Source organism: Bradyrhizobium jicamae, assembly GCF_001440395.1.
Classification (GTDB): Bacteria; Pseudomonadota; Alphaproteobacteria; order Rhizobiales; family Xanthobacteraceae; genus Bradyrhizobium; species Bradyrhizobium jicamae.
Map to the genome: position 1 here is coordinate 1 of NZ_LLXZ01000097.1, position 24,147 is coordinate 24,147.

Here is a 24,147-nt window from a genome sequence, read left to right on the forward strand (position 1 = left end):
ATCAAATACTTGATTCACGGCCTCAAGGACTGCGACCGCTTGACTCAGTAGTGCTAACCCGCCCTACGTACTGCTCCGCGGTTTACCAGTTCACCCTGTATGAGAGGCCGGTGTGGCGTAGGGCAACGCCCCTCGACGCCGCGCAATTCTTGCGTGTAAGTTCTCCTGCCGTCTCCCGACGGCCTAATGGGCAGGGGAAGCGATAAAATGCGAATTGTACTGACGTGTCTTGGACTGTTGCTGTCGGTCGTCTCCGCGCAGGCGGACAAGGCGGTGGCCTCCGGCAAGCCGCTGATACTCTATGAAGGCTATTCAACCAATCCGGATTGCAGCTCCGCCGGCAACGTGGTGGTGCGGGTCGTGCAGTCGCCTGAACACGGCCGGGTGAGCATTCGTCCAGCCGGTGTTTTCCCGAGATTTCCAGAGGCCAATATCAGAAGCGTCTGCAATCGACGCCGCGTGCCGGGCGTGCTGGCGACCTACGTTTCGCAACGCGGATATCTCGGACCTGATTACGTGGTGCTGGAGGTTCTGTTTCCGGCGGGAAGCGGCGGTCGCATCAGGTTTCCGATCCGGGTGATGTAGCCGCAGTGATGTAGCCGTAGGGTGGGCAAAGCCGCGTCAGCGACGTGCCCACCATCCATCACCGATCGCGCTGTTTGATGGTGAGCACGCTTGCGCCTTCGCTCTTCGAGCTACGGCGGATACGTCGCCTTGTCCACCTTTACGAACCAAGGCAACGTCACGCCACCGGTGCAGCACCTTTGGCTTTCTCCAATGTATGGCGTGCGACGCGCAGCCGCAATCTGATCAGCTGAATCCGCATCAGTTGTAACGCTAGCCGATCGATGTGTGAACGCAGCAGCGCGGCGTTGCAGGTGGTCTTCGAGATCACTGTCTACTCCTTCCCTGTTTGACGCGCGCGTTGATGTCAGCGCGACTGCGGAGTCGTAAGTTGTGGTCAGGGGAACTTCTTGTTATTCTCCGCCAAAGACGTGGTTGCGAACGATGCAGCAAAGCTCGACGCGACGATCGATCAAGCAACTGTCGAGGCTCCCGACGGTGCAGGGAGGATTGTCGCGCCTGGCTGCCGATCGCGTGCGCAGGGCGGGCGTCAAGCTGGAGCCCCTGTTATCGCGCACCGGATTGACCATAGATCAGATCGATGATCCCGATCGACGCATTCTTGCTTCCAACCAAATCGCTTTTCTCGGAGCCGCCGCCGAAGCGCTCAACGATAATCTCCTTGGCTTTAGCCTCGCAGAAAAGTTTGACCTCAGAGATCTCGGATTGCTCTATTACGTCATGGCGTCTTCCGAGACGCTTGGAGAGGCGCTGAAGCGCGCCTCGCGCTACAGCCGCATCACCAATGAAGCGGTCGTACTTCAGTATCAGGAAGGACGTGAGCCCACGCTGCGCCTGATCTATTCGGGCATTCCACGCCATGCCGATCAGCAGCAGATTGAATTCTGCATCTTCGCACTGGTACGAGCGTCTTGCGTGTTGAGTGGTCGTCGGTTTCTTCCCAAACGGGTATCCATCAGTCACGTCCGGCCGCGAGGCGTCGCGAAGTTTGCCGGCTTGCTTGGGAACGGCCTCGAATTTGGCGCTAATGCTGACGAGATCAATTTCCCGGCTGGCTCGGCAGGGTGGGTGCTGGTCGATGCCGACGCGCGGCTGAACAAGATCCTGGTCAAGGTCTGCGAGGAGAGCCTTAGTTCTCGCAAAGGCAAAAGCGGCAGTCTCCGCGTCGCGGTGGAGAACGCCATCTCTCCCTTGCTTCCGCACGGCCAGGCGAAGGCGAATGTTGTCGCCAAAAAGCTTGGGATGAGCGAGCGGACGCTGGTGCGGAGGCTCGCCGAAGAGGGTTTGACATTTAATGAGATCCTCCAGCAGCTCAAGGCGAGCCTGGCCATCCGCTATTTGGAGGATGATAACATGCCGATATCGAGGATCGCTTGGCTGCTCGGTTTCGAGGAAGCGAGTTCGTTCAGTCACGCCTGTCGACGCTGGACTGGCAAGTCGCCCCGAGAGCTTCGGCTTTCGCGCTGAAGTATCCATAGTGGCGGGTGTCAGACGGGACCGACATATGTGATCTTGTATGTGACTGCCCGACGGGCAAATCAAGAAGATACAAAGCTCGGACGCAAATGCGCCGCGAGATCATGAAGTCGTATTCGGAATCGTAGGATGGGTAGAGCGCAGCGAAACCCATCCTACGGCTTCGCGCGCAATGACGGGCGGAAGAAGATGCCCCTAATTCAACACCCGCCGGTTATCCGGGCTGTCGAGCGAGAACGTCGGCACATCGATCTCGAAACGCTCGCCGCTTTCGTTGACCATCTGATAGCGCCCGCTCATGAAGCCCGAGGCGGTCGGCAGCGGTACGCCGGAGGTGTATTCGAAGCGCTCGCCCGGCGCCAAAACAGGCTGCTCGCCGACCACGCCTTCGCCGCGGACTTCCTGCTTGCGGCCGGTGGCGTCGGTGATGATCCAGTGCCGGGTGCGAAGCTGTACGGTCTCGGCGCCGGTATTGGTGATGACGATCGTGTAGGACCAGAAGTACTGCCCCTTGTCGACCGACGAGCGCCCGGGGAGGAAGTTTGGTTCGACGGTGACTTCGATCTGACGGGTGACGGCGCGGTACATGCGGGCAAGCTTTCGGAAATCCTGTCTCGCATCATAGCCGGGAATGCCGGGGGAACCAATCTCCGCCCCATCGTGTTTCCGCTTGGGGTTGCCGCTTACCTCATCGCGGTTTCAACATAGTTCCATTCTAGAGCGCAACTGCGCGCTGCCCGGCTCCGTATCTCCTGCTTGTGTATCTTGTGTGCAAGTGGCGGGCCGATATTATCTTTTCCGGACAGTGCACGCGTGAAGCTCAACTGCCCAAACGGTGCCCGATGTCGTCCATTGCCGATCCAGTTGCCGGAACGCCTCTCAGCGACGCCAAGGCCAGCGATGCAAAGGCGGCCGCCGCGGCCGCGCCGGCGATTGCCTTTCCGATGGCCGGCGAACGCGAATTGCGGCTCGACCTGTTTCGCGGCATGGCGCTGTGGCTGATCTTCATCGACCATCTGCCGACCAACATCCTGACCTGGTTCACGATTCGCAATTACGGATTCTCCGACGCCACCGAAATCTTCATCTTCATCTCCGGCTACACCGCCGCCTTCGTCTACGGCCGCGCGATGCTGGAGGCCGGCTTCGTGGTGGCGACCGCGCGCATCATGCGGCGTGTCTGGCAGATCTATGTCGCCCATGTCTTCCTGTTCACGATCTTCCTCGCCGAAATATCCTACGTCGCCACCCGTTTCGAAAACCCGCTCTACAGCGAAGAAATGGGCATCATGGATTTCCTCAAGCAGCCCGATGTCACCATCATCCAGGCGCTGCTGCTGCGCTTCCGTCCCGTCAACATGGACGTGCTGCCGCTCTACATCGTGCTGATGCTGTTCCTGCCGGTCATCCTGTGGCTCTTGAAGTGGCGGGCCGACATCGGGCTGGCGCTGTCGGTGCTGCTCTACGTGCTGACCTGGCAGTTCGACTGGTATCTGACGGCCTACCCGAGCGGGTTCTGGATCTTCAATCCGTTCGCCTGGCAATTGCTGTTCGTGTTCGGCGCCTGGTGCGCGCTCGGCGGTGCGGCGCGGATGTCGCGGATCCTGTCGTCGCCGGTGACGATGTGGATCTGCATTGTCTATCTCTCGTTTGCGTTCTTCGTCACCCTGACCTGGCACATTCCGCAGCTCAGCTTCCTGATGCCGAAGCGGCTCGAACAGTGGATGTATCCGATCACCAAGACCGATCTGGATGTGCTGCGGTTCGCCCATTTCCTGGCGCTGGCGGCACTCACTGTGCGCTTCCTGCCCAGGGATTGGTCAGGGCTCAAATCGCGCTGGCTGCGACCATTGATCCTCTGCGGCCAGCATTCGCTTGAGATATTCTGCCTGGGCGTCTTCCTGGCCTTTGCGGGGCATTTCGTGCTGGCCGAAGTTGGCGGGGGTGCCCTGATGCACGCCCTGATCAGCCTTGCCGGTATCCTCATCATGTGGGGCGTGGCGTGGGTTATTTCGTGGTACAAACATTCGGCCGACAAGGGAGCGTCGAAAACGAAAAAGCCGGTCATCAATGCCGATCTGGCGGGGGGAAGCGTATGAGGCCCCGCTTCGGAGCTGTGCTGGCCCTGATGCTGCTCGCGGGTCTGGCAGCCACGGGTTCCGCGCGCGCCCAGGAGGCCACCCCTCCGACCTGCGAAGTTCCAGGCTATCTTCTCTCCACCGAGGGTACGCTTCCGAAGGTCGCCGAGGCCGTCAAGAATGCCCGCCCGCTGACCGTCCTGGTGGTCGGGAGCCGGTCGTCGACCATCGCGGCCTCCGAAGCCAGCGCCTATCCGGCCAAGCTGCAGGCGGCGCTGAAGGAGAAGCTGCCCTCGATCCCGGTCAACCTCTCCGTAGAACTACAGAACGGCAAGACCGCCGAGGAGGTCGACCACAGCCTCGTTAAGCTGGTGGAAGCAAAAAGCCCTACTTTGGTCATCTGGCAGACGGGAACCGTCGATGCTATGCGATCCGTCGATCCGGACGATTTTCGCACTGCCATCGACGATGGGGTTGCTGCGCTGCAAAATGCAGGGGTCGACGTGGTTCTGGTCAATTTGCAATACAGCCCGCGGACGGAAACCATGATTTCCGCGCCGCCGTACCTAGATAATATGCGCGTCGTGGCGCAGCAGCACGGGGTTCCGCTGTTCGATCGCTTTGCCATCATGCGCCACTGGAACGACGCCGGAGATTTCGACCTGTTCAGTACGTTTCACGGCACCGACATGGCCAAACGGGTTCATGCCTGCCTCGGCCGCGCATTGTCGAAATTCGTGCTCGACGCGGCCCGCCTCGACCAGGCGCAGCAGAATTAGGAACTAGCGTTGATGAGTCGTTACTGCCCTTTTCGTTTTTCGACATTGCTGACCGCCGCAGGCCTGGCGCTGCTGCTGCCTGCTTCGCTGCATGCCCAGACCGCCCCGCAGCAGACCGCCCAGCAGGCGGCACTGTCCGATAGCGCCAAAACCGAAAGCAAGGCTGAAAGGAAGCCGGCCGAAACCACCTCGCAACAGGCCACAGCCCCGGTTGCCGTCAATCCGGCGGCGCAGAAGGGCGTTACCGGCAAGGCGATCGAGAAGGTGAAGGAAGTTGCGAAATCGGCCAGCGACATCTTCAACCGCGTTCCGTGCCTGCCGCCCAAGGGCGGCTCCAAATCGATGGGGTCGCTGCCGCGCGTCGCGAACAAGCTCGTCGCAGGCCTGCCGGTGGTGATCGTGGCGTTCGGATCGTCGTCGACCGCGGGCTACGGCGCGACCTCGCCGGACTTCAACTACCCCAACCGCCTCGCCGCGCAATTGCGCCGGCAATATCCGACCGCCAACATCTCCGTCGTCAATGCCGGCAAGGGTGGCGAGGACGCGCCGGAGATGATGAAGCGGCTGGAGACCTCCGTTCTCGACATGCATCCGGATCTGGTGATCTGGCAGGTCGGCACCAACGCGGTGCTGCGCAACCTCGATCCCGCCGAGACCGCAAAACTCGTCGAGGAAGGCATCGGGCGCATTCAGGCCGCGGGCGCCGACGTCGTGCTGATCGATCCGCAATATTCGCCGCGCGTCAACGAGCACGCCGAAAGCGCAGGCAAGATGATGAACCTGCTCAACAAGGTCGCCGAGCTTCGCAAGGTCGGCGTCTTCCCGCGCTTTGCGGTGATGAAGGACTGGCACGAAAAGCAGGCGATCCCGATCGAGAATTTCGTGATCGCCGACGGCCTGCACATGAGCGACTGGGGCTACGCCTGCTTCGCGCAACTGCTCGGCGACGACATCATCAGGTCGGTCGGCCAGATCAAGCTCGGCGTCGCCGTGCCCGCGGATGTGCGGGCCTATCGACCGATGTAGCCGTCACCCTCCCCCTCCAGGGGAGGGTGAAGTCCCTCACGCCCTCTCCAGCGCCTGCGCAACATCCTCGATCAGATCGTCGGCATGCTCGAGCCCTGCCGAGAAGCGGATAAAGCCTTCGCTGATGCCGAGTTCGGCACGCGCCTCGGGCGTCAGCCGCTGATGCGTCGTCGTCGCGGGATGGGTGACGAGGCTCTTGGCGTCGCCGAGATTGTTGGAGATCTTGGCAAGTCTCAGCGCATTGAGGACGCGGAAGGCTGCCGCCTTGCCGCCCTTCACCTCGAAGCCGACCAGCGTCGAGCCGCCGCGCATCTGCTTTTTCACCAGCGCCGCCTGCGGATGATCGGCGCGGCCGGGATAGATCAGGCGCGAGATCTTCGGATGGCTTGCCAGCACCTCAGCGAGCTTGGCCGCATTATCAGTCTGCGCGCGCACCCGCACGCCAAGCGTCTCCAGGCCCTTGAGCAGGACCCATGCGTTGAACGGCGACAGCGACGGCCCGGTCTGGCGCATGAAGTTGTGAAGGTGTTCGGCGATGAAGGCTTCGGACGAGAGAATGATGCCGCCGAGGCACCGGCCCTGGCCGTCGATATGCTTGGTCGCGGAATAGACCACGACGTCGGCGCCGAGCGACAGCGGGCTCTGCCAGATCGGGGTGGCGAAGACGTTGTCGACGACCAGCCGGGCGCCGCCCTTGTGCGCGATCTCGGCAATGCCCGGAATATCGAGCACGTCGAGCGTCGGATTGGTCGGACTCTCCAGGAAGAAGGTCTTGGTGTTGGGCCGCACGGCGCGCTGCCACTGGTCGAGATCGAGACCGTCGACCAGCGTCGTTTCGATGCCGTAGCGCGGCAGCAGGTCCTGCACGACGTAAAGGCATGAGCCGAACAGGGCTTTCGAGGCGACCACGTGATCGCCGGCCCTGAGGGGTGCCAGGATCGCGGTCGTTACCGCGGCCATGCCGGTGGCGGTGGAGCGGGCGGCTTCAGCGCCCTCGAGCTCGATCATGCGGCGCTCGAACATCGAGATCGTGGGATTGGAATAGCGCGAATAGATAAAGCCGGGATCCTCGCCCTTGAAGCGCGCCTCGCACTGCTCCGCGCTGTCGTAGACATAGCCCTGGGTGAGAAACAGCCCTTCCGACGTCTCGCCGAACTGCGAGCGCAGGGTGCCGCCATGCACGAGGCGGGTTTCGGGACGATAGCGCTTGGTAGAGCCAACTTCAGACATGTGACCTCCGCCGTGACCACTGGAAAATGGTCACAAAAAACCGGCCTGGAAATATTTCCACAGGCCGGGATCACACGTGTCCCCGGCCTGTTTAGCGATTTATTTAACGTGGCTGCAAGCCGGCCGGCTCAAATCACCACGGGATAAGTCATGCTGATATTCGCTTGCGCCCTTTCAGTCAAGGCGGCCATCGGATAACCCCTAAAAGCCCATATTTACGAGGTTTGGATGACATTTGGGCATCCGAAAGGGCCACCTCAGAGGACCGCGCCGTGTCGTTCACGCTACCGCCCGACGCCAACGGGATTTTGCCCGACCGCATGATTGCGGCGATGGCGGATGCGGGCCTGATCCTGCCGGCCTATCCCTTTGTCGAAAGCCAGATCCAGCCAGCCAGCCTCGACCTGCGGCTCGGCGACATCGCCTATCGCGTGCGCGCAAGCTTCCTGCCGGGGCCGGACGCCACGGTCGCCGAGCGCATCGACGAATTAAAGCTGCATGAAATAAATCTCTCCGACGGCGCGGTGCTGGAGACCAATTGCGTCTACATCGTCCCGCTCCTGGAAAGTCTCGCTTTGCCGCCGGAGATCGTGGCCGCCGCCAATCCGAAGAGTTCGACGGGACGGCTCGACGTGTTCACGCGCGTGATCGCCGACGGCACCCGTCGCTTCGACATGATCGGCGCCGGCTATCACGGCCCGCTCTATGCCGAGATCAGCCCGAAGACGTTTCCGGTGTTGCTCCGCGAAGGATCGCGGCTCAGCCAAGTGCGCTTCCGCACCGGCGACGCCATCCTCAGTGCCGACGAACTCGATGCGCTGCATGACGCCGAGCGGCTGGTCGATATCGACGATGCCGATCTCGCCAATGGCGTCGCGCTGTCGGTCGATCTGTCCGGCGAGAATTCCGGCGGCTTCGTCGGCTACCGCGCCAAGCGCCACACCGGCGTCGTCGATGTCGACCGTCGCGGCGGCTATGGCATCGACGAATTCTGGGAGCCGATTCCGGCGCGCCCCGACGGCAGCCTGATCCTCGATCCCGGCGAATTCTACATCCTGGCCTCGAAAGAAGCCGTGCAGGTGCCGCCGGATTACGCCGCGGAGATGGTGCCGTTCGATCCGCTGGTCGGCGAATTCCGCGTGCATTATGCGGGATTTTTCGATCCCGGCTTCGGCTATGCCGGCGCCGGCGGGAAGGGCGCACGCGCCGTGCTCGAAGTGCGCTCGCGCGAGGTGCCGTTCATCCTCGAGCACGGCCAGATCGTGGGCCGGCTGGTTTACGAGAAAATGCTCTCGCGCCCCGACGCCATGTACGGCCAGCGCATCGGCTCGAACTACCAGGCGCAGGGGTTGAAGCTGAGCAAGCATTTCCGGGTGTAGCTCGCCGTCATTGCGAGCGAAGCGAAGCAATCTATCGCACGGCATACCGGATAGGTGGATTGCTTCGTCGCTTGCGCTCCCTTGCGCAAACGCTACGCGTTTGTCGCAGGCAATGACGGCGAAGCCCTACCGCGCCGCCGATTTCGCCGCCGGCGTCACCCGCCAGATCGTGTTGCCGACGTCGTCGGCCACCAGCAGCGCACCCTGCTTGTCGAGCCGCACGCCGACGGGGCGGCCCTGCGCTTCGCCGTTGTCGTTGAGGAAGCCGGTCAGCACGTCCTTCGGCGGACCCGATGGCTTGCCGTCCTTGAAGGGTACGAAGATCACCTTGTAGCCGGCACGGGGCTTGCGATTCCACGAGCCGTGCTGGCCGATGAAGGCGCCGCCTTCCATGTCGGGCGGGAAGAGATTTCCGGTGTTGAAGGCAAGCCCGAGCGAAGCCGTATGCGCGCCGAGCGCATAATCAGGCGCCATCGCCTTCTGCACCAGATCGGGCCGCCGCGGCTCGACGCGCGTGTCGACGCGGTCGCCGAAATAGCTGTACGGCCAGCCGTAGAACCCGCCATCCTTCACCGAGGTCATGTAATCGGGCACCAGATCGTTGCCGAGTTCGTCGCGCTCGTTGACGACGACCCAGAGTTCGCCCGTCGTCGGATTGAAGGCCGGGCCGTTGGGATTGCGCAGGCCTGACGCGAACACGCGCCATTGGCCCCTGGCCCGATCGACCTCCAGCACGGCAGCGCGATCCTTCTCGGCCTCCATGCCGTTCTCGCCGATATTGCTGTTGGACCCGACGGTCGCATACAGCTTGCTTCCGTCGGCGCTCGCCGTCAGGTCCTTGGTCCAATGATGATTGAGCGGGCCGCCGGGCAGGTCCGCCAGCTTGACGCCGGCCGCGCTGATCCTGGTGTCGCCCTCGCGGTAAGGGAATTTCATGATTGCGTCGGCATTGGCGACGTAGAAATCCTCGCCGACCAACACCATGCCGAACGGCGAATTCAGATTGCTCAGGAAGATGCTGCGGGTCTCGGCGACGCCGTCACCGTCGGCATCGCGCAGCAACGTGATGCGGTTGGCGCTCGGCACACCTGCGCCAGCTTTGCTCTGCGCCAGCCCGTAGATGAAGCCCTTGATGCTGAAGCCGCCCTGTTTCGGCGGCGCGTTGCTCTCGGCGACCAGCACGTCGCCGTTCGGCAGCGTGTAGACGGTGCGCGGATGATCGAGCCCGGTGGCGAAAGCGGTAACCGTCATGCCATTGGCGGCGGTCGGCCTGGCGCCATCCGGCCAGCGGTTGACCGAGGCGATCTCAACCGTCGGGATCCATGAATGTTCCGGCGGCGGCAGCGTGGGTGTGGGACCATAGCTCTGCGCCACGGTCGCGGTGTCCTTGGGGTCGTTGCAGGCGGTCAACGGCAGCGCCAACACGCCGACGCAAATGGCCAAGGGGATTTGCTTGCGCATGGCGAGGTTCCCGGGTTGTTGCTCTACCAATGCGGTGGCGGCTCGAACGTTCGTCGCGTCGGCATGAATTCCCTGTGAAGTGGCTGGCCGGCGGCGCGGCCCGCGCAGGTGGTGGGCGTATGGCTCCTCGCCTGCAATCCCGCAGGCCCCCATTGCGCCCGGTGCACGCGGAATCGCCCCACGCCATGCTAGGAAAAGCGCGCGCCACGGCCACGAGAGACCGCGCGCGGGGAGCAGAAATGTCCGACCTCGGCGTCGCCGAAATTCCCGTAGACGAAAAGGAGCGTCCGCTTCCGCCGCCGGAGCCGCGGGCGAAGAACGCGCTGCTCGACGGGCCGATCCTGCGCACGCTGTTATGGCTCGCCTGGCCGAACGTGATCGCGCTGACCGCGGGCACCTGCGTCGTTATCGCCGAAACCTCCTATATCGGACGCCTGGGCGTGGAAGCGCTGGCCGCCATGGCGCTGGTGTTTCCGACCGTGATCCTGACCATGACGATGTCCGGTGGCGCCATGGGCGGCGGCGTGGCATCCGCGATCGCGCGCGCGCTCGGCGCCGGCGACCGCGACCGCGCTTCCACCCTTGCCTCGCACGCGTTGCTGATCGGCCTGTGCTTCGGCCTCGTCTTCATGCTGGGCATGCTGATCTTCGGGCCCGCGCTGCTCGAACTGCTCGGCGGCCGCGGCAATGTGCTGACGCTGGCGGTTGCCTATACGCAAATCTTCTTCGGCGGCGCGGTGGTGCCGTGGCTGATGAACACGATGTCGGGCATCCTGCGCGGCACCGGCAACATGAAGCTGCCGTCGCTCCTGATGCTGTCGTCGTCCGTTTGTCAGATCATTCTGGGCGGCACGCTCGGTTTGGGCCTCGGCCCGATCCCGCAATTCGGCATGCGCGGCGTCGCGGCCGGCTCGCTGATCGCCTACCTCATCAGCATTTCCGTGATGACATGGTATCTGTTCTCGGGCCGCGCGCGTGTCGTTCCCAAGATCCGAGGGCTTCGCATTCGCTGGCCGATGTTCATCGATATTTTGAAGGTCGGCGCCATCGCCTGCTTCTCGCCGCTGCAGTCGGTGCTGACCATCAGCATCTTCACCCACATGCTGGCAAGTTTCGGCACCGAGATCCTGGCCGGCTACGGCATCGGCGCGCGACTCGAATTCATGCTGACGTCGATCGCATTCGCCGTCGGCATTGCCACGGTGCCGATGGTCGGCATGGCTGTCGGTGCAGAGCGCATTGCGCGGGCTCGCAGGATCTGCTGGATCGCGGGGATCGTTGCATTCGTCTCGGTCGGCACGGTTGCAACCTTCATCTCTGTATTCCCCGACATCTGGGTGAACCTGTTCACCGATGATCCGAGCGTGCGTGCCGCCAGCCGGCAGTATTTGTCTACGGCGGCGCCGATGTATGCGTTCCTCGGCCTTGCCACGACGTGCTATTTTTCGTCGCAAGGCGCGGCCAAGGTGATCGGGCCGGTGCTGGCGCAAACCGCGCGGCTCCTGTTCATCGGCGCCGGTGGCTGGTGGTTGCTGTCGCACGACGCCACTGCGCAGAATTTCTTCGTGCTCGCGGCGTCGTCGATGGTGCTGCTCGGCGTGCTGTCGTGTGTAAGCGTGGTGCTGACCCGCTGGGGGCCGAAGCCGCGCGTGCCCGGGGTGAAGCCGGCGTTGTCGTGATCACTGTCTTTCCGGGGCGATGCGAAGCATCGAACTACGGTGCGCAGTTGCGCACCTGAGAATCTCGAGATTCCGGGTCTGGTCCTTCGGACCATCCCGGAATGACGGATGCAACTACCGCCGTCGATGCCGCCGACCCGAGCGGCCGCCGCCGACATTGGCCATGCGCATCAGTTGCGGGACCATGCTCATCAACTCGCTGCCGCCGGCGCCGCCGAGCATGCCCATGAAGTCGCCGCCGCCGAAGTTCATGCCGCCGGTGTTGATACCGTAGCTATCGGACATGTAACCGCCGCCGGCCGGAATCCCCCCGCCAAAACCGCCGGGGATGCCACCGCCCATCATTCCGCCAAGACCCCCACCGCCGCCTTCCATCATGCGGCTCATCATCGGGCCCATGGTCTGCATCATCGCGGCGAAGCGGCGCTTGCCCATCTTCGCCTTCATCATTTCCAGCATCGGTGCCATCTGCGTCATCATGTCCTGTCCGCCGCCGCCGGCGAACTGCGCCTTCGCCGGCGTCGAGATCAGGGTGAACAGCAACAGCAGCGTGGCCGCCTGGCAGACTACCTTGTCAGCTCCAGTCATGGTTCTGCTCCTCATGCGCGGGCGGCCGCGGGCGCGGCGCCATTCGGACGCACACGCCGAGGCTAGGAGCGGGTGGTGAGGCGGTCTGTGAGAAAGATCACGATGCTCTGCGGCGGGCAGTGAACTCGGTGATGACCCGCCATGATGCGCGGGCATCCGCCGAGACTTCGCCGCGCCAGAGGAATGAATCGGCGGTGATGTCTGCGAAACTCCAGCGGGCCAGTTGGCCGTCCGGCCGCGTGCCCAACTGCACGATGTCGCGGCCTTGCGCGCGGCCGATCATCTGCAGGAAATTCCGCGTCACCGGATCGGTCCACTGAATCCGCCAGGCGTCGATATCGGGATCGTAGACGCGCAGCGTGGTGCCGTAGGAGTTGACGCTGGCTGCGGCATCACCGTGGCGTGCCTCACCCCGCGGCGGAACGATCCAGACATCCTGGATCGCGCGCCCCTCCAGCGCCCAGCCAAAATGCCATTCGCCGGCGCGACGGCGCTCCGTGCCGTCTTCGGAAAATTGCCTGACGTCGAGATCCCAGGAGCCGACGAAGCGGCCGTAGAGATCCATCTTGCCGGCGCGGTCGGCCGAGGGGCCGTCCGCGCCGAGGGCGTCGAGAAACGCTGACATCATGCCGCGCTGCGCCCCAGCGCCGTTTGCATGGCGGCCAGGCCCAGATCCATCTGTCCGTCCATGTAGGTCGCGAGCTCGTTCGGAAGTACATCGGCGATCCACACGAAGCGGGTGCGGCCGCCGCTCGCGGCGAAGACCTGTGCAGAAGCGCTGTGCTGCCTGATGCGCTCGCTGACGATGGCATAGACCAGCCGCCGCCGCGTCTCGTCGCAGTCGACCAGAATTTCGCGCGCCACCGTGCCGTTCGCGAAGGTGACGATGCGTGCATCGCCATCGAGCTTGGTGTCGGTCACGAAGCCAGGCACGAGCCGCGTATGCAGCGCACCGAAATCGCGCAGAGCGTTCCAGACGTCGTCGGGGTTGGCGTCGATGATGATCTCTTTGTGGATGGAGGCCATGATTCTAATCCGTTGTTGTTGGGGAATTGTAGGGTGGGCAAAGGCGCACCTGCGCCGTGCCCACCATCTATCTGCGATCGCCGTCTTGAATGGTGGGCGCGCTTCGCTTTGCCCACCCTACGCACCTACGTGCTGGTGGCGCGCTACGTGCAGACAGCCTCGACATTGTTGCCGTCGGGGTCGATCAGGAACGCGGCGTAATAGGTCGGGCCGTAGTCCGCGCGCGTCCCGGCGCCGCCATTGTCGCGGCCGCCGGCCTTCAGGCCTTCGGTATGGAATTTCTTGATCGCGGCATGATCCTTGGCGCGGAACGCGACATGCGCGCCGGTCGCGGCCTTGCCCTTGTGCAGATGCAGCCAGAGCGCAGGCGCGTCCTTCGGGCCGAAGCCTGCGCCGGAATCGTCGCGCGAGCACAGCACGAAGCCGAGCGGCGCCAGCGCCGCGGTATAGAAGCGCACGCTGGCGTCGAGATCGCCGACACGTAATCCGATGTGGTCGTACATGATTTTCTCCAGTCGAAAATGCCGCGAGCTTGCGCGGCCTGGAGAAAGCCTAGCTAGTTGAAGGCCAGCCGTTCTTGGAAAATCTTGCGCTGGCCCCGCGAGGCTTGGCGGAACTTCAGCGGCGAGGCGCCGGCGGCGCGATGGAAGGTGCGCACGAAATTGGAGAGGTCGGCAAAGCCGACGTCATAGGCGATATCGGTAACCGCGCTGTTGTCGTCGGCTAGGCGCCGCGCGGCATGGCGCAGCCGCGAGCGCACCAGATATTGGTGCGGGGTGACACCGAGCACTTCCGAGAACAGCCGCAGGAAATGAAACGGGCTGATCCCGGCCTGCGCGGCCGCGTCCTCCAGGTTGATCTGACGGTGCGAATTGGCATCGATCCACAGTGCGGTTTCCACCGCGCGGCGGCGGTCGCGCGCCGCATCGGGACCGGATTTGCGCGGCTTGCCGGAAACGACTTCGACAAAGCGGCTCGCCAGCACCTGGCCGATCTCGTCGAGCCCGATGTCGCTGCTGCCATCTGCTGCCGATTGCGCCAGCTCGCCCAGCACCACGAGCTCCGGCAGCGGCGGCGCGGCGCCGATCTGCCACGGCGTCTGGCTGTCGCCGAGCGCGTCCACCAGTTCAGGGCTCAGGAAGAACGAAAGGCATTCGTCGCCGCAGACGTGCTCATGGATGCAGGTATATTCGTCGCCGGGATGGCCGATCAGCACCGATCCCGCCACCAGCTCATTGAACTTGCCGCGGCAGTGCAGGCCAAAGCTGCCCTTACGCACATAGGAAATCGAGTGGCAGCGGTGCTGCTCCGCAAACGGCGTATCGCCGGGCCCCGCACTGCAGCGAAAGTCCGACACCGAGATGGATTTGCGCTCGATGAGCGTGGTCGCGATCATCCCGCAGATTTAGGAATGCGCACGGGGCGGTGCAACCGGCAGCAACACGTCAAACAATGTCTTGCTGGCGGTCGGGCTGGCACCCTCGATCGAGAGCAACCGCCGCTTGGATACCGCCCCGCCATGGGCTGAGATCTTGTCGGCGTAATTGCCGGCTTCGAGGACGCGATGGCAGGGCACGATGATCATGAAGGGGTTGCGGCCGATCGCCTGCGACACCGAATAGACCGCGCCGGAGGCGCGAAGGCTGCTGGCCACTTCCGAATAGGTCCGGGTCTCGCCGCGCGGAATCTGGCGCGCATAGGCGTAGACACGCTGGTTGAAGGCGGGAATGCCGGTCATATCCAGCGCGATGTCGGCAAGATCGTACGCCGCCCCGCGCAGCAGGGCTGCGATGCCTTCGATCGCGACCTGCACGTTCGCAGGCGGGGGAAGCTCGCGGGCGTCAGGATAAAGCTGATAGAGCCGCCGCCGCGTATCGATCTCGCGGACTTCAGGGAGCTGCACGCCGATAATGCCCGCCGGGCTCCACGAAATCCCGCAGCGGCCGATCGCCGTGTCAAAAATGGTGTACCTACGCCCCGTCATACGCCGCCCAGCCCTGATTTGGAATCATAGCATCGGCGCGATGAATCGCATCCGGAATTTTGGGGAAGTTAACAGTGAGACGGAATCGCGAATGGAACAGCTTGGCGAATGGCGCGCGGTCGGCTAATCATGGGAGCATGATCCGGAAAAGTGGTCGCCGGTTTTCCGAAAAGATCATGCTCGATGAAAGAGCGATCCGCGGGCGTAGTTCAATGGTAGAACGGCAGCTTCCCAAGCTGCATACGAGGGTTCGATTCCCTTCGCCCGCTCCAATCTCCGCCCAGGCTTCTACGTCTCGGGTTCAGAAATCATAGATCATCTCAAATTTCGAACCGTTTTCGCCGATCAGGCGTAGCGTATCCTTCAGCGCGTCGACGCGTACCTCGAGGGTGATCCTGTATCGGTCCCCCTCCGGATGGTAAAATAACTCTCGCCGGTCGATCACTCTGGCTGACGCCGAGATCGGCTCCTCGGCGTTCTTCGATAGATACGCGAGCGCGATCGTGTCGTGTCCCATGATCTCGATGAACGAAACGTCATTCTCGATCAGCTTCACAAGCGCGGTTTTGAAACCTGCGTATCGTTCGGTTTCGATGAGAAAGCGATTGCCGCTCAGTTCCTTCAGGACCTTGATGCGGTCGTCATCCAAATGGGCGCGATTGGCTGATTGGACGACGCTGAACGTCTGATTATCCTTTTGCTCCGCGCTGAGGAGCCACAGATGCGCGTATGAGCCTTTGAGCAGGTACGAGACCGAGAACGCGATTTTCCGCTCGGCATTCCTGACGAACGCTCCGTTGAAGAGCGCAGTTTCGCGCCAGATACCCGAGAGATCGGCGAAGTAGGGGTAGTGATACCACGTCGTCTGATACAGCGTCTTGGCGTAGCTGTTCCAGGATTTTGCAATGAACCGATCGACCTCGGTATCGCTCCCCGCGATCGCCTGGGTGATGCGGCCGACCGTATTCTCGTAGACGAATTTGACGCCGTACTCGACCGTCAGATTGATGCCGATGACCCAGGAAACAAAATTGTACTGCCAGTTGAATTCCTGACCTTTGCTTTTCTCGAGCGACAGGAAGTAGCAGCTCCAGAAATTCCCGATGGCCGTTGCAAACGGAAAGTCTGTCTGCCGTCCTCCGCTCGCAAGGAAATCGCCGAATTCATTGTAGCTGTAGACCTGGTACCACTCGGCCAGCGTCAGATATGTCTGCTCCTTGCCTCGGCTGAAATAGGCTGGATACTCTGTTGCGATGCTCTTGCGTTCAGCGGCCGAAAGCCTCGGATGCGCAACGGAGCTTGTCGCAAGGGGACTCGCGAACAAGGCCGGGTCGCGGTCGCTGTAAAACTTGATGGTCGCGACAATGGCCAGGGAGAGAAGCGCCAGGGCAAGCGCGGCCATGGCCGTGGCGAGGCCGAGAAACAGGCGACGGACTACTCTCATTTGCTGGTCAAACGCGATAAGGTGGGAGGGACGACATTCTGCAGGGGATGAGCTGGATAGCGCCAGCAACCCATGGCTGTGCAGGGCGCCGTGTCAACCTTTCAAAGGGGAGCGGGAATGGTGCCGGGTTCAACGATAGGGCACGGAGCTGGGCGTTGACCGAAGCGATCACTTCCTCCGACACCATCCGCAACAATCTCCTGATGGCCGCCGCCGGCGGCATCCTGACCGGCATACTCACGCCACTGTCGCCGCTGTTGATCGACAGGATCACCGGACCCAACGGGCAGTTTCGCATTTCATTGGTCGCGGTGCCGTTCGCCGTGCTCGTCTTCGTCCTCGTGTGGCGTTTCAGCGCCAACCGGTGGTGGGCGGCGCTGATCGCCGCCGTCGTCACCATGATCGCTTTCGTCTGTGCGGTGGATGCCGCGGTCCTCGTCGAGGGGAATACCGGCGATGCGCCGCGGGCCATGCGCTATCTCCTCGCGGGCCTGACCGGCGGGCTCATCGGTACGGCCATCATGGCGTTCGGCATGGCGTTGTTGCCGGCGGGGCCGCGGCAGCTTGCGGCCTGGTCGCCGATGCTGATCACGGGCGCGCTGGCCGGCACGCTGCTAGCGCTCGATGATGCGCTCGGGTTCGACGAAAAGGTCTCGTTGCTCTATCCGCTCTGGCAGGCGGCGGTGGCGGTGCGGCTGACGATGATCTTGCGGCGGTACTGACGTGCCGGAGCCGCATACAGCCCCGTAGTTCTACCGCCCCGCATTAAAGCCTGCATTAAGGCTGCCTTAGCCGGGTTCCGCCTACCTTGACCGCTCCTCCACTCAGCGGAAACACAACATGCGGATCGGTCGGCTCTTTGCACTATCGATGCTTTCGGTGACGATCCTGGCGGTCGTCCTTGGCGCCGGCGTTCTCGTTCCGCAATATCGTACCTTTGCCAGCAAGAGCGAGGCGATCAAGGCGGTGGAGGCCTATGGCACGGTGCTGGCGGTTGGCCAGCAGGTCGCCGGTTACCGCGCGCCTTATGTCGGTCCCTTGTTTCAGGAAGGCGCTGCGACGCAGGCCCAGCTCGATGCTGCCGCGAAGGCCGTGCAGACGGCAGATGCAGCGTTCGCAAAGGCGCGGACCGCGGTCGGCGCGCTCAGCGATGGCGCGGCGATCATCCAGGGCCTCAATCAGGCGGCGGCCAAGCTGGCCGAGGTTCGCTCGGCGAGCGATCGCGCGATGGGCCTGCCGATGAGTGCGCGCGATCAGGCCGATATCAAAGGCTTCCTGCCTGGCATTGCCGCGGTTGTCGGGATTCTCGAGCCGTTGTTGAACCGCCTTGAAAATCAGGTCGCGATGGCGGATGCGTCGTTGACCGCGCTATTGAATGTCGCCCGCACGTCGCAGGATCTGCGGATCTCTGCCGGCGGCCGGGCTGCTACGGTCTCGCTTGCGATCAGCACCCGACGTCCACTGACGGCGGCTGAAATATCCAGCATGGACCGCGCCCAGGGCCGCGTGGATCTCGACCGCGAACGGATCGAGGCCGGTGTGGATCAGATCGGAAGTCCGCCCCGTCTTGCGAAAGCGATGAACGACGCAGTCGAGGCCTATTTCGGAAAGGCCGCGCCATGGCTTGACAAGGAAGTGGCGGCGGGACGCAACGATGGCAAGTTCGGCATCAACTCCGATCAGCTCGCCAGCACGATCGTGCCAGCGGTGCAGGCCTTCTTTGGTGTGCGTGATGCCGCGCTGGCGGAAGCTGCCGAACGCGCAGGTGCCGCGCGCGATGCTGCCTTGACGATGCTGGCGCTGGGTGGCCTTGCCGTCATGGCATTGCTCGCCGTGCTTGCCGGCGTCACCGTGATGCTGCGGCGGCGCGTGATTATGCCGCTGGCGAACCTGACCGGCGTGGTCGGCGATCTCGCCGCGGGCCGGCATGACGTCGCGATCCCGACCATCGCGCGTGCCGACGAGATCGGCGCCATGGCGGGCTCGCTGCAGGTGTTCAAGGACGCGCTCATTGCCAAGAAAGCCGCCGACGAAGCGGCTGCTGTGGAAGCCGATGCAAAGATTCAGCGCGGCCAGCGGGTCGACCGGATCACCAGCGATTTCGAGGCAATGATCGGCGAGATCGTCGAGGTCGTTGCGTCTGCCTCGACCGAGCTGGAAGCCTCCGCCGGCACGCTGACGGCGACCGCGGAGCGTTCCGAAGAACTGACCACCATGGTTGCGGCGGCGTCCGAGGAAGCCTCCACCAATGTGCAGTCGGTCGCATCCGCCACCGAAGAGATGGCATCGTCCGTCAACGAGATCAGCCGTCAGGTCCAGGGCTCGGCGCGCATCGCCAATGAGGCGGTGGAGCAGGCGCAGAAGACCAATGACCGCGTCGCCGAGCTCGCCAAGGCGGCCGCCCGCATCGGCGACGTGGTGGAGCTGATCAACACCATTGCCGGCCAGACCAACCTGCTGGCGCTGAACGCCACCATCGAGGCGGCGCGCGCGGGCGAGGCCGGACGCGGTTTCGCGGTGGTAGCCTCCGAAGTGAAGGCGCTGGCCGAACAGACCGCAAAAGCGACCGGCGAAATCAGCCAGCAGATTTCGGGCATCCAGGCTGCGACCCAGGAATCGGTCGGCGCCATCAAGGAGATCAGCGATATCATCGGGCGGATGTCCGAGATCGCCTCCACCATCGCCGCCGCTGTCGAGGAGCAGGGCGCGGCGACGCAGGAAATTTCCCGCAACGTACAGCAGGCCGCGCACGGCACGCAGCAGGTTTCCGCCAACATCACCGACGTGCAGCGTGGCGCCAGCGAGACCGGCTCCGCTTCGGCGCAGGTACTCACGGCCGCCAAATCGCTGTCGGGCGAAAGCGACCGGCTGAAGCGCGAGGTCGGAAAATTCCTCTCCTCGGTGCGCGCGGCTTGAGCCGCGCTAAGGCTTGATCGTCAGCACCGCCTTCATGTTCGGATGATACCGGCAGTAATACTCGACACTGCCGGCCTTCTTCAGAACCGACGTCACCGTCTTCTTCGGCGGCGTGTTTACATCGAAATCGCCGTTGCGCGCGGTCGCGGTGTGCACGAATACGTCCTTGTTGATCCATTCGATGGTGTCGCCGACCGTGGCCGAGACCTCGGCCGGCGCGAACACCAGATTGTCGATCGTGATCTGTATCGTCGCCGCATGCGCCGGGACGGCCATCGCGCCGATCAGCAAGGCGATCATGACAAGCAGACAGCGTCCCGGACGCATGGCAGGCTCCCTACTTCAGCTTGGCGGCGACTTGTTCGGCGTGCTGCTGGTGGCCCTGAAAGATCTTCAGGCCGGTCTGCAGCAGGCTCTTCAGCTCGGCGTTGCTGGCTGACGGAATGAGTTGCGTCTCCAGCGCGCCGTTGACGGCCTTGTGGTAGGCAACCTCGTTGGCGACGTAGGCCTTGTCGTATTCGGCGCCTTTCAGCTTGTCGAGCTCGGCGAGCTTGTCGGCCGCCTGCTTCGACAGCGCCTTGCTGGTGTCGTTGTCTTCCGGCGTCACCTTCAGCTTCTTGACGAGGTCGAGCGCCTGTTTGTTCACGGCCTCATGGTCGCGCACCATGTCTTGTGCGAACGCCTTCACGTCCTTGTTGCTGGCTTTCGAAATCGCCTGCTTGGCGGCGTTGATGTCGAGGACGCCGGCGGTGTAGGCGATATGCGCGATCTGCGGGTCGGTGGGCTTTGCGCCTTGCGCCAGCGCGGCGCCGGTCAACAGGCCTAGTGCGGCGATCGCCGCGCTCAATCGAATGAACATGGTTTGACACTCCTGTGGCGCGGCGAGCCGCGCGCTGTTGCACAGGAGTTGGATGACGGAAGCGTGCGGACGTTCCCGAAATTCTCAGGCCAAACCGAGCCGCTTCAGCACGGCATCCGTCAGCCGCTCGCAGCGCCGACCGGCAAAGGGAAACGCTTCCATCACCACGGGGCCGATCTTCCGCTCGACATTGTCGCGCAGCATGGCGCGGGCGCGGTGCAGGCGGGTCTTCACCGTCTCCGGCTTCAGCGAAAGAATTTCGGCGGTCTCCTCCACGTTCATCCCCTCGATGACGCGGGTAATGAAGACGAGGCGGAACGCTTCCGGCAATTCATCGATGGCGTGCTCGACGACATGCTGGATTTCACGCTGGGCCATGGATTTTTCCGGATCGTCTGAAGCGGCAAGAGGAAATGGGATGATCTGGGCTTCAAGCGCGCCCTGCGGCAGCGAATCCATCTCGACCGTGGGCCGCTGGCGGCGCAGCCGGCCGAGCGCCTCGTTCATGGTGATCCGCGACAGCCAGGTCGACAGGCTGGAATCGCCACGAAAGCTCTCCAGATGGGTGAAGGCGCGGACGTAAGCCTCCTGCACGACGTCTTCGGCCTCGCCGTCGTTGCGCAGGATGCCGCGGGCGAGCCGGTAGAGCCGGCGGTTGTTCGCCTGCATGATCGCGCGCACCGCCGCCTCGTCGCGGGCCAGCGCCCGCCGCACGAGTTCGGTGTCGCCGGTGTCGAGAGGCGCGATCTTCGGTATCTGGACCTGACGCATGATGTCCACCAATAACAGGGTATTGGGGATTGGATGCGGAAGGAGCGGGAAGGTTCCTGAAATATTTCGGGGCCGTAGGGTGGGCAAAGGCGCGTTTGCGCCGTGCCCACCATCTCTCATTCGCGCAATTAATGGTGGGCACGCTTCGCTTTGCCCACCCTACACATCCGTTACGCCGCGGGCACCTGATCCAGGAACCCGGTAATGCTGCGGATGCGGCCGTCGCTGAGCACCGCAAAATCGGTTCCCTTGATCGGGCTGTCGCCGCCGTCGGGGCCAAGTCCCCAGGAAAAGCGGAGGTGGTCGCCGAAGCCGTTGGGCTCGCCGATCAGCCTGAACTGGAAATCCGGGAAGCGCTGCTGCACGCCCGCGATCAGCGCGTCGACGCCGTCATGGCCGTCGCCCGACATTAGGGGATCGACATATCGGGCGTCGCTGGTCCAGTTCGCGGCCAGCATTTCGCGACGGCGGCCGGGCGTCCGCTCGTTCCACAGGTCGATGTAGTTGCGGGCGATCGTGTTGACGTCGGTCATGATGTTCTCCTTCATTGGTGCCGAGCGGATCGGCAGACCATAGAAAGCCGGCGCGGGACGATCGATTACCTCGGAGGTCATGGATCGGCCTCGGAGGTTTGGGATTTCGAATTTGTGGTGTGACGCAAGGCAGGAAGCGAGCGCGTATGTCGGTAATTGTTGCAGGAACGAAGATTTCCGGTCTTGGGCTCGCCACCACGACCGTCGCCAAGCAATACGCGCATCTCGTCAGGGAATTTCCCGATATCAGGGACGTGCACCGGTGGGGCACCCTGAATCTTCAGCTCGAATACCCGCTGCGCATCCTCAATCCCGATCATACGACCTCGCCGATCGAATGGGATCCGGGATTCAAGGAGCAGTTCAGCCTGACGCGAATAGATGTCGAGCTGTGCGATCGGGCCGCGAAGCCGCAACCGGCGTGGATCTATGTGGCGCATCGTTCGCCTCATCGCGCCAACACGCTCTTTATCGAACTCCTCACGGCGACGCTTCAGGTCAAGAATGGAGACCGGTTGCTCGTTCGTCTTCCGAGCTACAGATACTCATCCTGCATATTGCTGTGAGGCGAAACCCGTTTCTCGCATGCTCGATTGGGCTGGGTTCTGCGCCGGATCTGGCGTAAGATCATGGCCTCAACCTCGTCGGTTCCTGATCAAGGTCAAAGCCCAGCCGTGACGGAAAAGACAACGCCGCAGCCGCATGCGGGCGCCGACTGGGCGCAACAGGTATGGCTGTGGCCGCTGCAAGCCACCAGGCTGGCGCTCGACAGCTACGCACAATGGTTCGCTGATTCCAGGCCAGCGCCTTCCCGCGCGCCCGAGCAAGCGCCGCTCGCCTGGACCACGCCAAATACGGTGGCGCTGCAACTTCCATCGATGCGGTTGCGGCAATTCTTGCAAGGGAAAGCGGAGCAACAGCCGGTCCTCGTCTGCGCGCCCTATGCGCTGCACGGCGCAGAGATCGCGGACTTTGCGCCGGGCCACAGCCTGGTCGAGGCGCTGCACAAGGGCGGCATCGATCGCGTCTATGTCTCGGACTGGTGCTCGGCCACGCCGGAGATGCGCCATCTGTCGATCGACAATTACCTTGCCGATCTCAACGTGGCGATCGACGAGATCGGCGCACCGGTCGATCTTGTCGGCCTGTGCCAGGGCGGGTGGCTGTCGCTGATCTATGCCGCCCGTTTTCCCGGCAAGGTGCGGCGGCTGGTGCTCGCCGGCGCCCCGGTCGATGTTTCCAAGCCGTCGGAACTCTCGAAGATGGTGGCCGCGCTTCCCCAGCCGGCGTTCGAGCAGATGGTGCGCCAGGGCGACGGCGTCGTCAGCGGCGAGCACATGCTGCGGTTCTGGAACATTCCGTTCAGCCAGCACGATGTGGAAACAGCGCTGCAGCGGGATCTCGGTGACGGATCGGACGAGGCGCAGATGCTGCTGGATCGCTTCGAGCGCTGGGATCGTGCGGCGCTGGATCTGCCGGGGACGTATTATCTCGAGGTGACGGAGCGGGTGTTTCGCAAGAACCAGATCGCGCGCGGGCGCTTCGTTGCGCTCGGCCGCAAGATCGATCTCGCCGAGGTGCGCCTGCCGGTTTTCCTGCTGGCGGGAGAGAGCGACATCGTCGTTCCGCGCAATCAGGCGTTTGCCACCGCACGGCTGCTCGGCACGCAACCGGCGTGGCTGGAACGCGCCTGCGAGCCGTGCGGCCATCTCGGCCTGTTCATGGGAAGCAAGGCCCTGAGCCATTCCTGGCGCCGGATCGCCCGCTGGCTTCAGGCCGACATCGGCGATGTCGCAGGCGCAAGGATCAGCGCGTAAGGCGCAAAACGAAAATGCCCCGGATCGCATCTGCAATCCGGGGCATTTGAATGAATACTGTGAAGCGATGGGGACTTACTTCGCCGCGACCACCATGATCTCGACGGTGTATTGCGGCGCCGCCAGCTTGGCCTCGACGGTCGCGCGCGCCGGGGTGTTGCCGGCCGAGACCCAGCTGTCCCACACCGCGTTCATTTCGCCAAACGTCTTCATGTCGGTGATGTAGATATTGGCGGACAGCAGCTTCGACTTGTCGGTACCGGCCTTGGCGAGATGGCCATCGATGATCGACAGAATGTCCTGCGTCTGCTCGGTCACACTCTTGCCGGCCGCCTTGCCGGCGACGACGCCAGCGAGGTAGACGGTGTTGCCGTGGACGACGACCTGGCTCATGCGAGGTCCGGTTTCGAAGCGCTGGATGGTCATTTTGTTCTCCTGATAGGGGGCGGCGGTTTCTTAGCGTGCTGACGCCTTGAGCGCCACTGCGTTATTTGCATCGATTGCACCGATGCGCCG

27 protein-coding genes, 1 tRNA gene and 1 riboswitch are annotated in these 24,147 nt (G+C 63.2%); of the genes, 12 read left to right on the forward strand and 16 right to left on the reverse strand.

Annotated features, from left to right (window positions below; translation table 11 throughout):
- Positions 1-207 precede the first annotated feature (207 nt).
- Positions 208-585: a hypothetical protein gene (locus CQ12_RS15210; protein ID WP_083519296.1), complete on the forward strand. Its 378-nt coding sequence runs from the start codon at positions 208-210 to the stop codon at positions 583-585.
- Between the two features lie 157 nt (positions 586-742).
- Here the strand turns inward: CQ12_RS15210 and CQ12_RS43775 are convergent, their stop codons facing one another.
- Positions 743-895: a hypothetical protein gene (locus CQ12_RS43775; RefSeq protein ID WP_157088233.1), complete on the reverse strand. Its 153-nt coding sequence runs from the start codon at positions 893-895 to the stop codon at positions 743-745.
- Between the two features lie 113 nt (positions 896-1,008).
- On the opposite strand from CQ12_RS43775, the gene CQ12_RS15215 reads away from it, so the two are divergent.
- Entirely contained in the window at positions 1,009-2,052 is a 1,044-nt protein-coding gene (locus CQ12_RS15215) for an AraC family transcriptional regulator (RefSeq protein ID WP_057836115.1), read from the forward strand.
- Positions 2,053-2,256: 204 nt separating this feature from the next.
- Here CQ12_RS15215 and apaG read toward each other — a convergent pair whose 3' ends face one another.
- On the reverse strand, positions 2,257-2,649 hold the full coding sequence (gene apaG / locus CQ12_RS15220; protein ID WP_057836116.1) for a Co2+/Mg2+ efflux protein ApaG: 393 nt from the start codon (positions 2,647-2,649) through the stop codon (positions 2,257-2,259).
- A gap of 254 nt (positions 2,650-2,903) precedes the next feature.
- Between apaG and CQ12_RS15225 the strand changes: the two genes are divergently transcribed.
- From CQ12_RS15225 to CQ12_RS15235, 3 genes are read left to right on the forward strand one after another with little or no spacing between them, the layout of a single operon-like run.
- Positions 2,904-4,160, forward strand: coding sequence for an OpgC domain-containing protein (locus tag CQ12_RS15225; protein ID WP_057836117.1), 1,257 nt, complete (start codon positions 2,904-2,906; stop codon positions 4,158-4,160).
- Positions 4,157-4,918 carry an SGNH/GDSL hydrolase family protein gene (locus tag CQ12_RS15230; RefSeq protein WP_057836118.1) on the forward strand — a complete coding sequence of 254 codons (762 nt, stop codon included), beginning with the start codon at positions 4,157-4,159 and terminating at the stop codon, positions 4,916-4,918. The genes CQ12_RS15225 and CQ12_RS15230 overlap by 4 nt, the downstream gene beginning before the upstream one ends.
- Before the next feature lie 12 nt (positions 4,919-4,930).
- Complete coding sequence (locus CQ12_RS15235) at positions 4,931-5,944, forward strand: SGNH/GDSL hydrolase family protein (RefSeq protein WP_057836119.1); 1,014 nt, start codon at positions 4,931-4,933, stop codon at positions 5,942-5,944.
- Between the two features lie 36 nt (positions 5,945-5,980).
- On the opposite strand, the gene CQ12_RS15240 is transcribed toward CQ12_RS15235, so the two are convergent.
- Complete coding sequence (locus CQ12_RS15240) at positions 5,981-7,174, reverse strand: O-succinylhomoserine sulfhydrylase (protein WP_057836120.1); 1,194 nt, start codon at positions 7,172-7,174, stop codon at positions 5,981-5,983.
- A gap of 70 nt (positions 7,175-7,244) precedes the next feature.
- Positions 7,245-7,324, reverse strand: a riboswitch (SAM riboswitch).
- A 122-nt stretch (positions 7,325-7,446) separates the two neighbouring features.
- On the opposite strand from CQ12_RS15240, the gene CQ12_RS15245 reads away from it, so the two are divergent.
- Complete coding sequence (locus CQ12_RS15245) at positions 7,447-8,553, forward strand: 2'-deoxycytidine 5'-triphosphate deaminase (protein ID WP_057836121.1); 1,107 nt, start codon at positions 7,447-7,449, stop codon at positions 8,551-8,553.
- A 126-nt stretch (positions 8,554-8,679) separates the two neighbouring features.
- Here the strand turns inward: CQ12_RS15245 and CQ12_RS15250 are convergent, their stop codons facing one another.
- Positions 8,680-10,014: a PQQ-dependent sugar dehydrogenase gene (locus CQ12_RS15250; RefSeq protein WP_057836122.1), complete on the reverse strand. Its 1,335-nt coding sequence runs from the start codon at positions 10,012-10,014 to the stop codon at positions 8,680-8,682.
- A gap of 239 nt (positions 10,015-10,253) precedes the next feature.
- On the opposite strand from CQ12_RS15250, the gene CQ12_RS15255 reads away from it, so the two are divergent.
- A complete protein-coding gene (locus tag CQ12_RS15255; RefSeq protein WP_057836123.1) occupies positions 10,254-11,693 on the forward strand; it encodes an MATE family efflux transporter in 1,440 nt (479 codons plus the stop codon).
- 114 nt (positions 11,694-11,807) lie between these two features.
- Here CQ12_RS15255 and CQ12_RS15260 read toward each other — a convergent pair whose 3' ends face one another.
- The 6 genes from CQ12_RS15260 to CQ12_RS15285 form a co-directional block, all read right to left on the reverse strand.
- Complete coding sequence (locus CQ12_RS15260; protein WP_057836124.1) at positions 11,808-12,281, reverse strand: hypothetical protein; 474 nt, start codon at positions 12,279-12,281, stop codon at positions 11,808-11,810.
- Between the two features lie 97 nt (positions 12,282-12,378).
- Entirely contained in the window at positions 12,379-12,909 is a 531-nt protein-coding gene (locus CQ12_RS15265) for a hypothetical protein (RefSeq protein WP_347337429.1), read from the reverse strand.
- On the reverse strand, positions 12,906-13,307 hold the full coding sequence (locus tag CQ12_RS15270; protein ID WP_057836125.1) for an SRPBCC family protein: 402 nt from the start codon (positions 13,305-13,307) through the stop codon (positions 12,906-12,908). The genes CQ12_RS15265 and CQ12_RS15270 overlap by 4 nt, the downstream gene beginning before the upstream one ends.
- A gap of 143 nt (positions 13,308-13,450) precedes the next feature.
- On the reverse strand, positions 13,451-13,810 hold the full coding sequence (locus CQ12_RS15275; protein ID WP_057836126.1) for a VOC family protein: 360 nt from the start codon (positions 13,808-13,810) through the stop codon (positions 13,451-13,453).
- Between the two features lie 53 nt (positions 13,811-13,863).
- A complete protein-coding gene (locus CQ12_RS15280; RefSeq protein WP_057836127.1) occupies positions 13,864-14,703 on the reverse strand; it encodes a helix-turn-helix transcriptional regulator in 840 nt (279 codons plus the stop codon).
- Positions 14,704-14,712: 9 nt separating this feature from the next.
- Positions 14,713-15,291, reverse strand: coding sequence for a methylated-DNA--[protein]-cysteine S-methyltransferase (locus CQ12_RS15285; RefSeq protein ID WP_057836128.1), 579 nt, complete (start codon positions 15,289-15,291; stop codon positions 14,713-14,715).
- A gap of 198 nt (positions 15,292-15,489) precedes the next feature.
- On the opposite strand from CQ12_RS15285, the gene CQ12_RS15290 reads away from it, so the two are divergent.
- Positions 15,490-15,563, forward strand: a tRNA-Gly gene (locus tag CQ12_RS15290).
- Positions 15,564-15,592: 29 nt separating this feature from the next.
- On the opposite strand, the gene CQ12_RS15295 is transcribed toward CQ12_RS15290, so the two are convergent.
- Complete coding sequence (locus CQ12_RS15295; RefSeq protein ID WP_157088234.1) at positions 15,593-16,804, reverse strand: hypothetical protein; 1,212 nt, start codon at positions 16,802-16,804, stop codon at positions 15,593-15,595.
- 86 nt (positions 16,805-16,890) lie between these two features.
- Between CQ12_RS15295 and CQ12_RS15300 the strand changes: the two genes are divergently transcribed.
- On the forward strand, positions 16,891-17,457 hold the full coding sequence (locus CQ12_RS15300) for a hypothetical protein (RefSeq protein WP_057836130.1): 567 nt from the start codon (positions 16,891-16,893) through the stop codon (positions 17,455-17,457).
- A 118-nt stretch (positions 17,458-17,575) separates the two neighbouring features.
- Positions 17,576-19,651 carry a methyl-accepting chemotaxis protein gene (locus CQ12_RS15305; protein ID WP_057836131.1) on the forward strand — a complete coding sequence of 692 codons (2,076 nt, stop codon included), beginning with the start codon at positions 17,576-17,578 and terminating at the stop codon, positions 19,649-19,651.
- A 6-nt stretch (positions 19,652-19,657) separates the two neighbouring features.
- Here CQ12_RS15305 and CQ12_RS15310 read toward each other — a convergent pair whose 3' ends face one another.
- From CQ12_RS15310 to CQ12_RS15325, 4 genes are all read right to left on the reverse strand, one after another.
- Positions 19,658-19,978, reverse strand: coding sequence for a cupredoxin domain-containing protein (locus CQ12_RS15310; RefSeq protein WP_057836132.1), 321 nt, complete (start codon positions 19,976-19,978; stop codon positions 19,658-19,660).
- A gap of 10 nt (positions 19,979-19,988) precedes the next feature.
- A complete protein-coding gene (locus CQ12_RS15315; protein WP_057836133.1) occupies positions 19,989-20,510 on the reverse strand; it encodes a DUF4142 domain-containing protein in 522 nt (173 codons plus the stop codon).
- 84 nt (positions 20,511-20,594) lie between these two features.
- Entirely contained in the window at positions 20,595-21,281 is a 687-nt protein-coding gene (locus tag CQ12_RS15320; protein ID WP_057836159.1) for an RNA polymerase sigma factor, read from the reverse strand.
- 170 nt (positions 21,282-21,451) lie between these two features.
- On the reverse strand, positions 21,452-21,814 hold the full coding sequence (locus tag CQ12_RS15325) for a nuclear transport factor 2 family protein (protein ID WP_057836160.1): 363 nt from the start codon (positions 21,812-21,814) through the stop codon (positions 21,452-21,454).
- 146 nt (positions 21,815-21,960) lie between these two features.
- On the opposite strand from CQ12_RS15325, the gene CQ12_RS15330 reads away from it, so the two are divergent.
- The gene (locus CQ12_RS15330; protein WP_057836134.1) at positions 21,961-22,380 is read left to right on the forward strand and encodes a hypothetical protein; all 420 of its coding nucleotides are present in this window, start codon (positions 21,961-21,963) and stop codon (positions 22,378-22,380) included.
- Positions 22,381-22,488: 108 nt separating this feature from the next.
- Entirely contained in the window at positions 22,489-23,631 is a 1,143-nt protein-coding gene (locus CQ12_RS15335) for an alpha/beta fold hydrolase (RefSeq protein ID WP_245309929.1), read from the forward strand.
- Positions 23,632-23,706: 75 nt separating this feature from the next.
- On the opposite strand, the gene CQ12_RS15340 is transcribed toward CQ12_RS15335, so the two are convergent.
- Positions 23,707-24,057, reverse strand: coding sequence for a RidA family protein (locus tag CQ12_RS15340; RefSeq protein WP_057836135.1), 351 nt, complete (start codon positions 24,055-24,057; stop codon positions 23,707-23,709).
- Between the last annotated feature and the right edge of the window lie 90 nt (positions 24,058-24,147).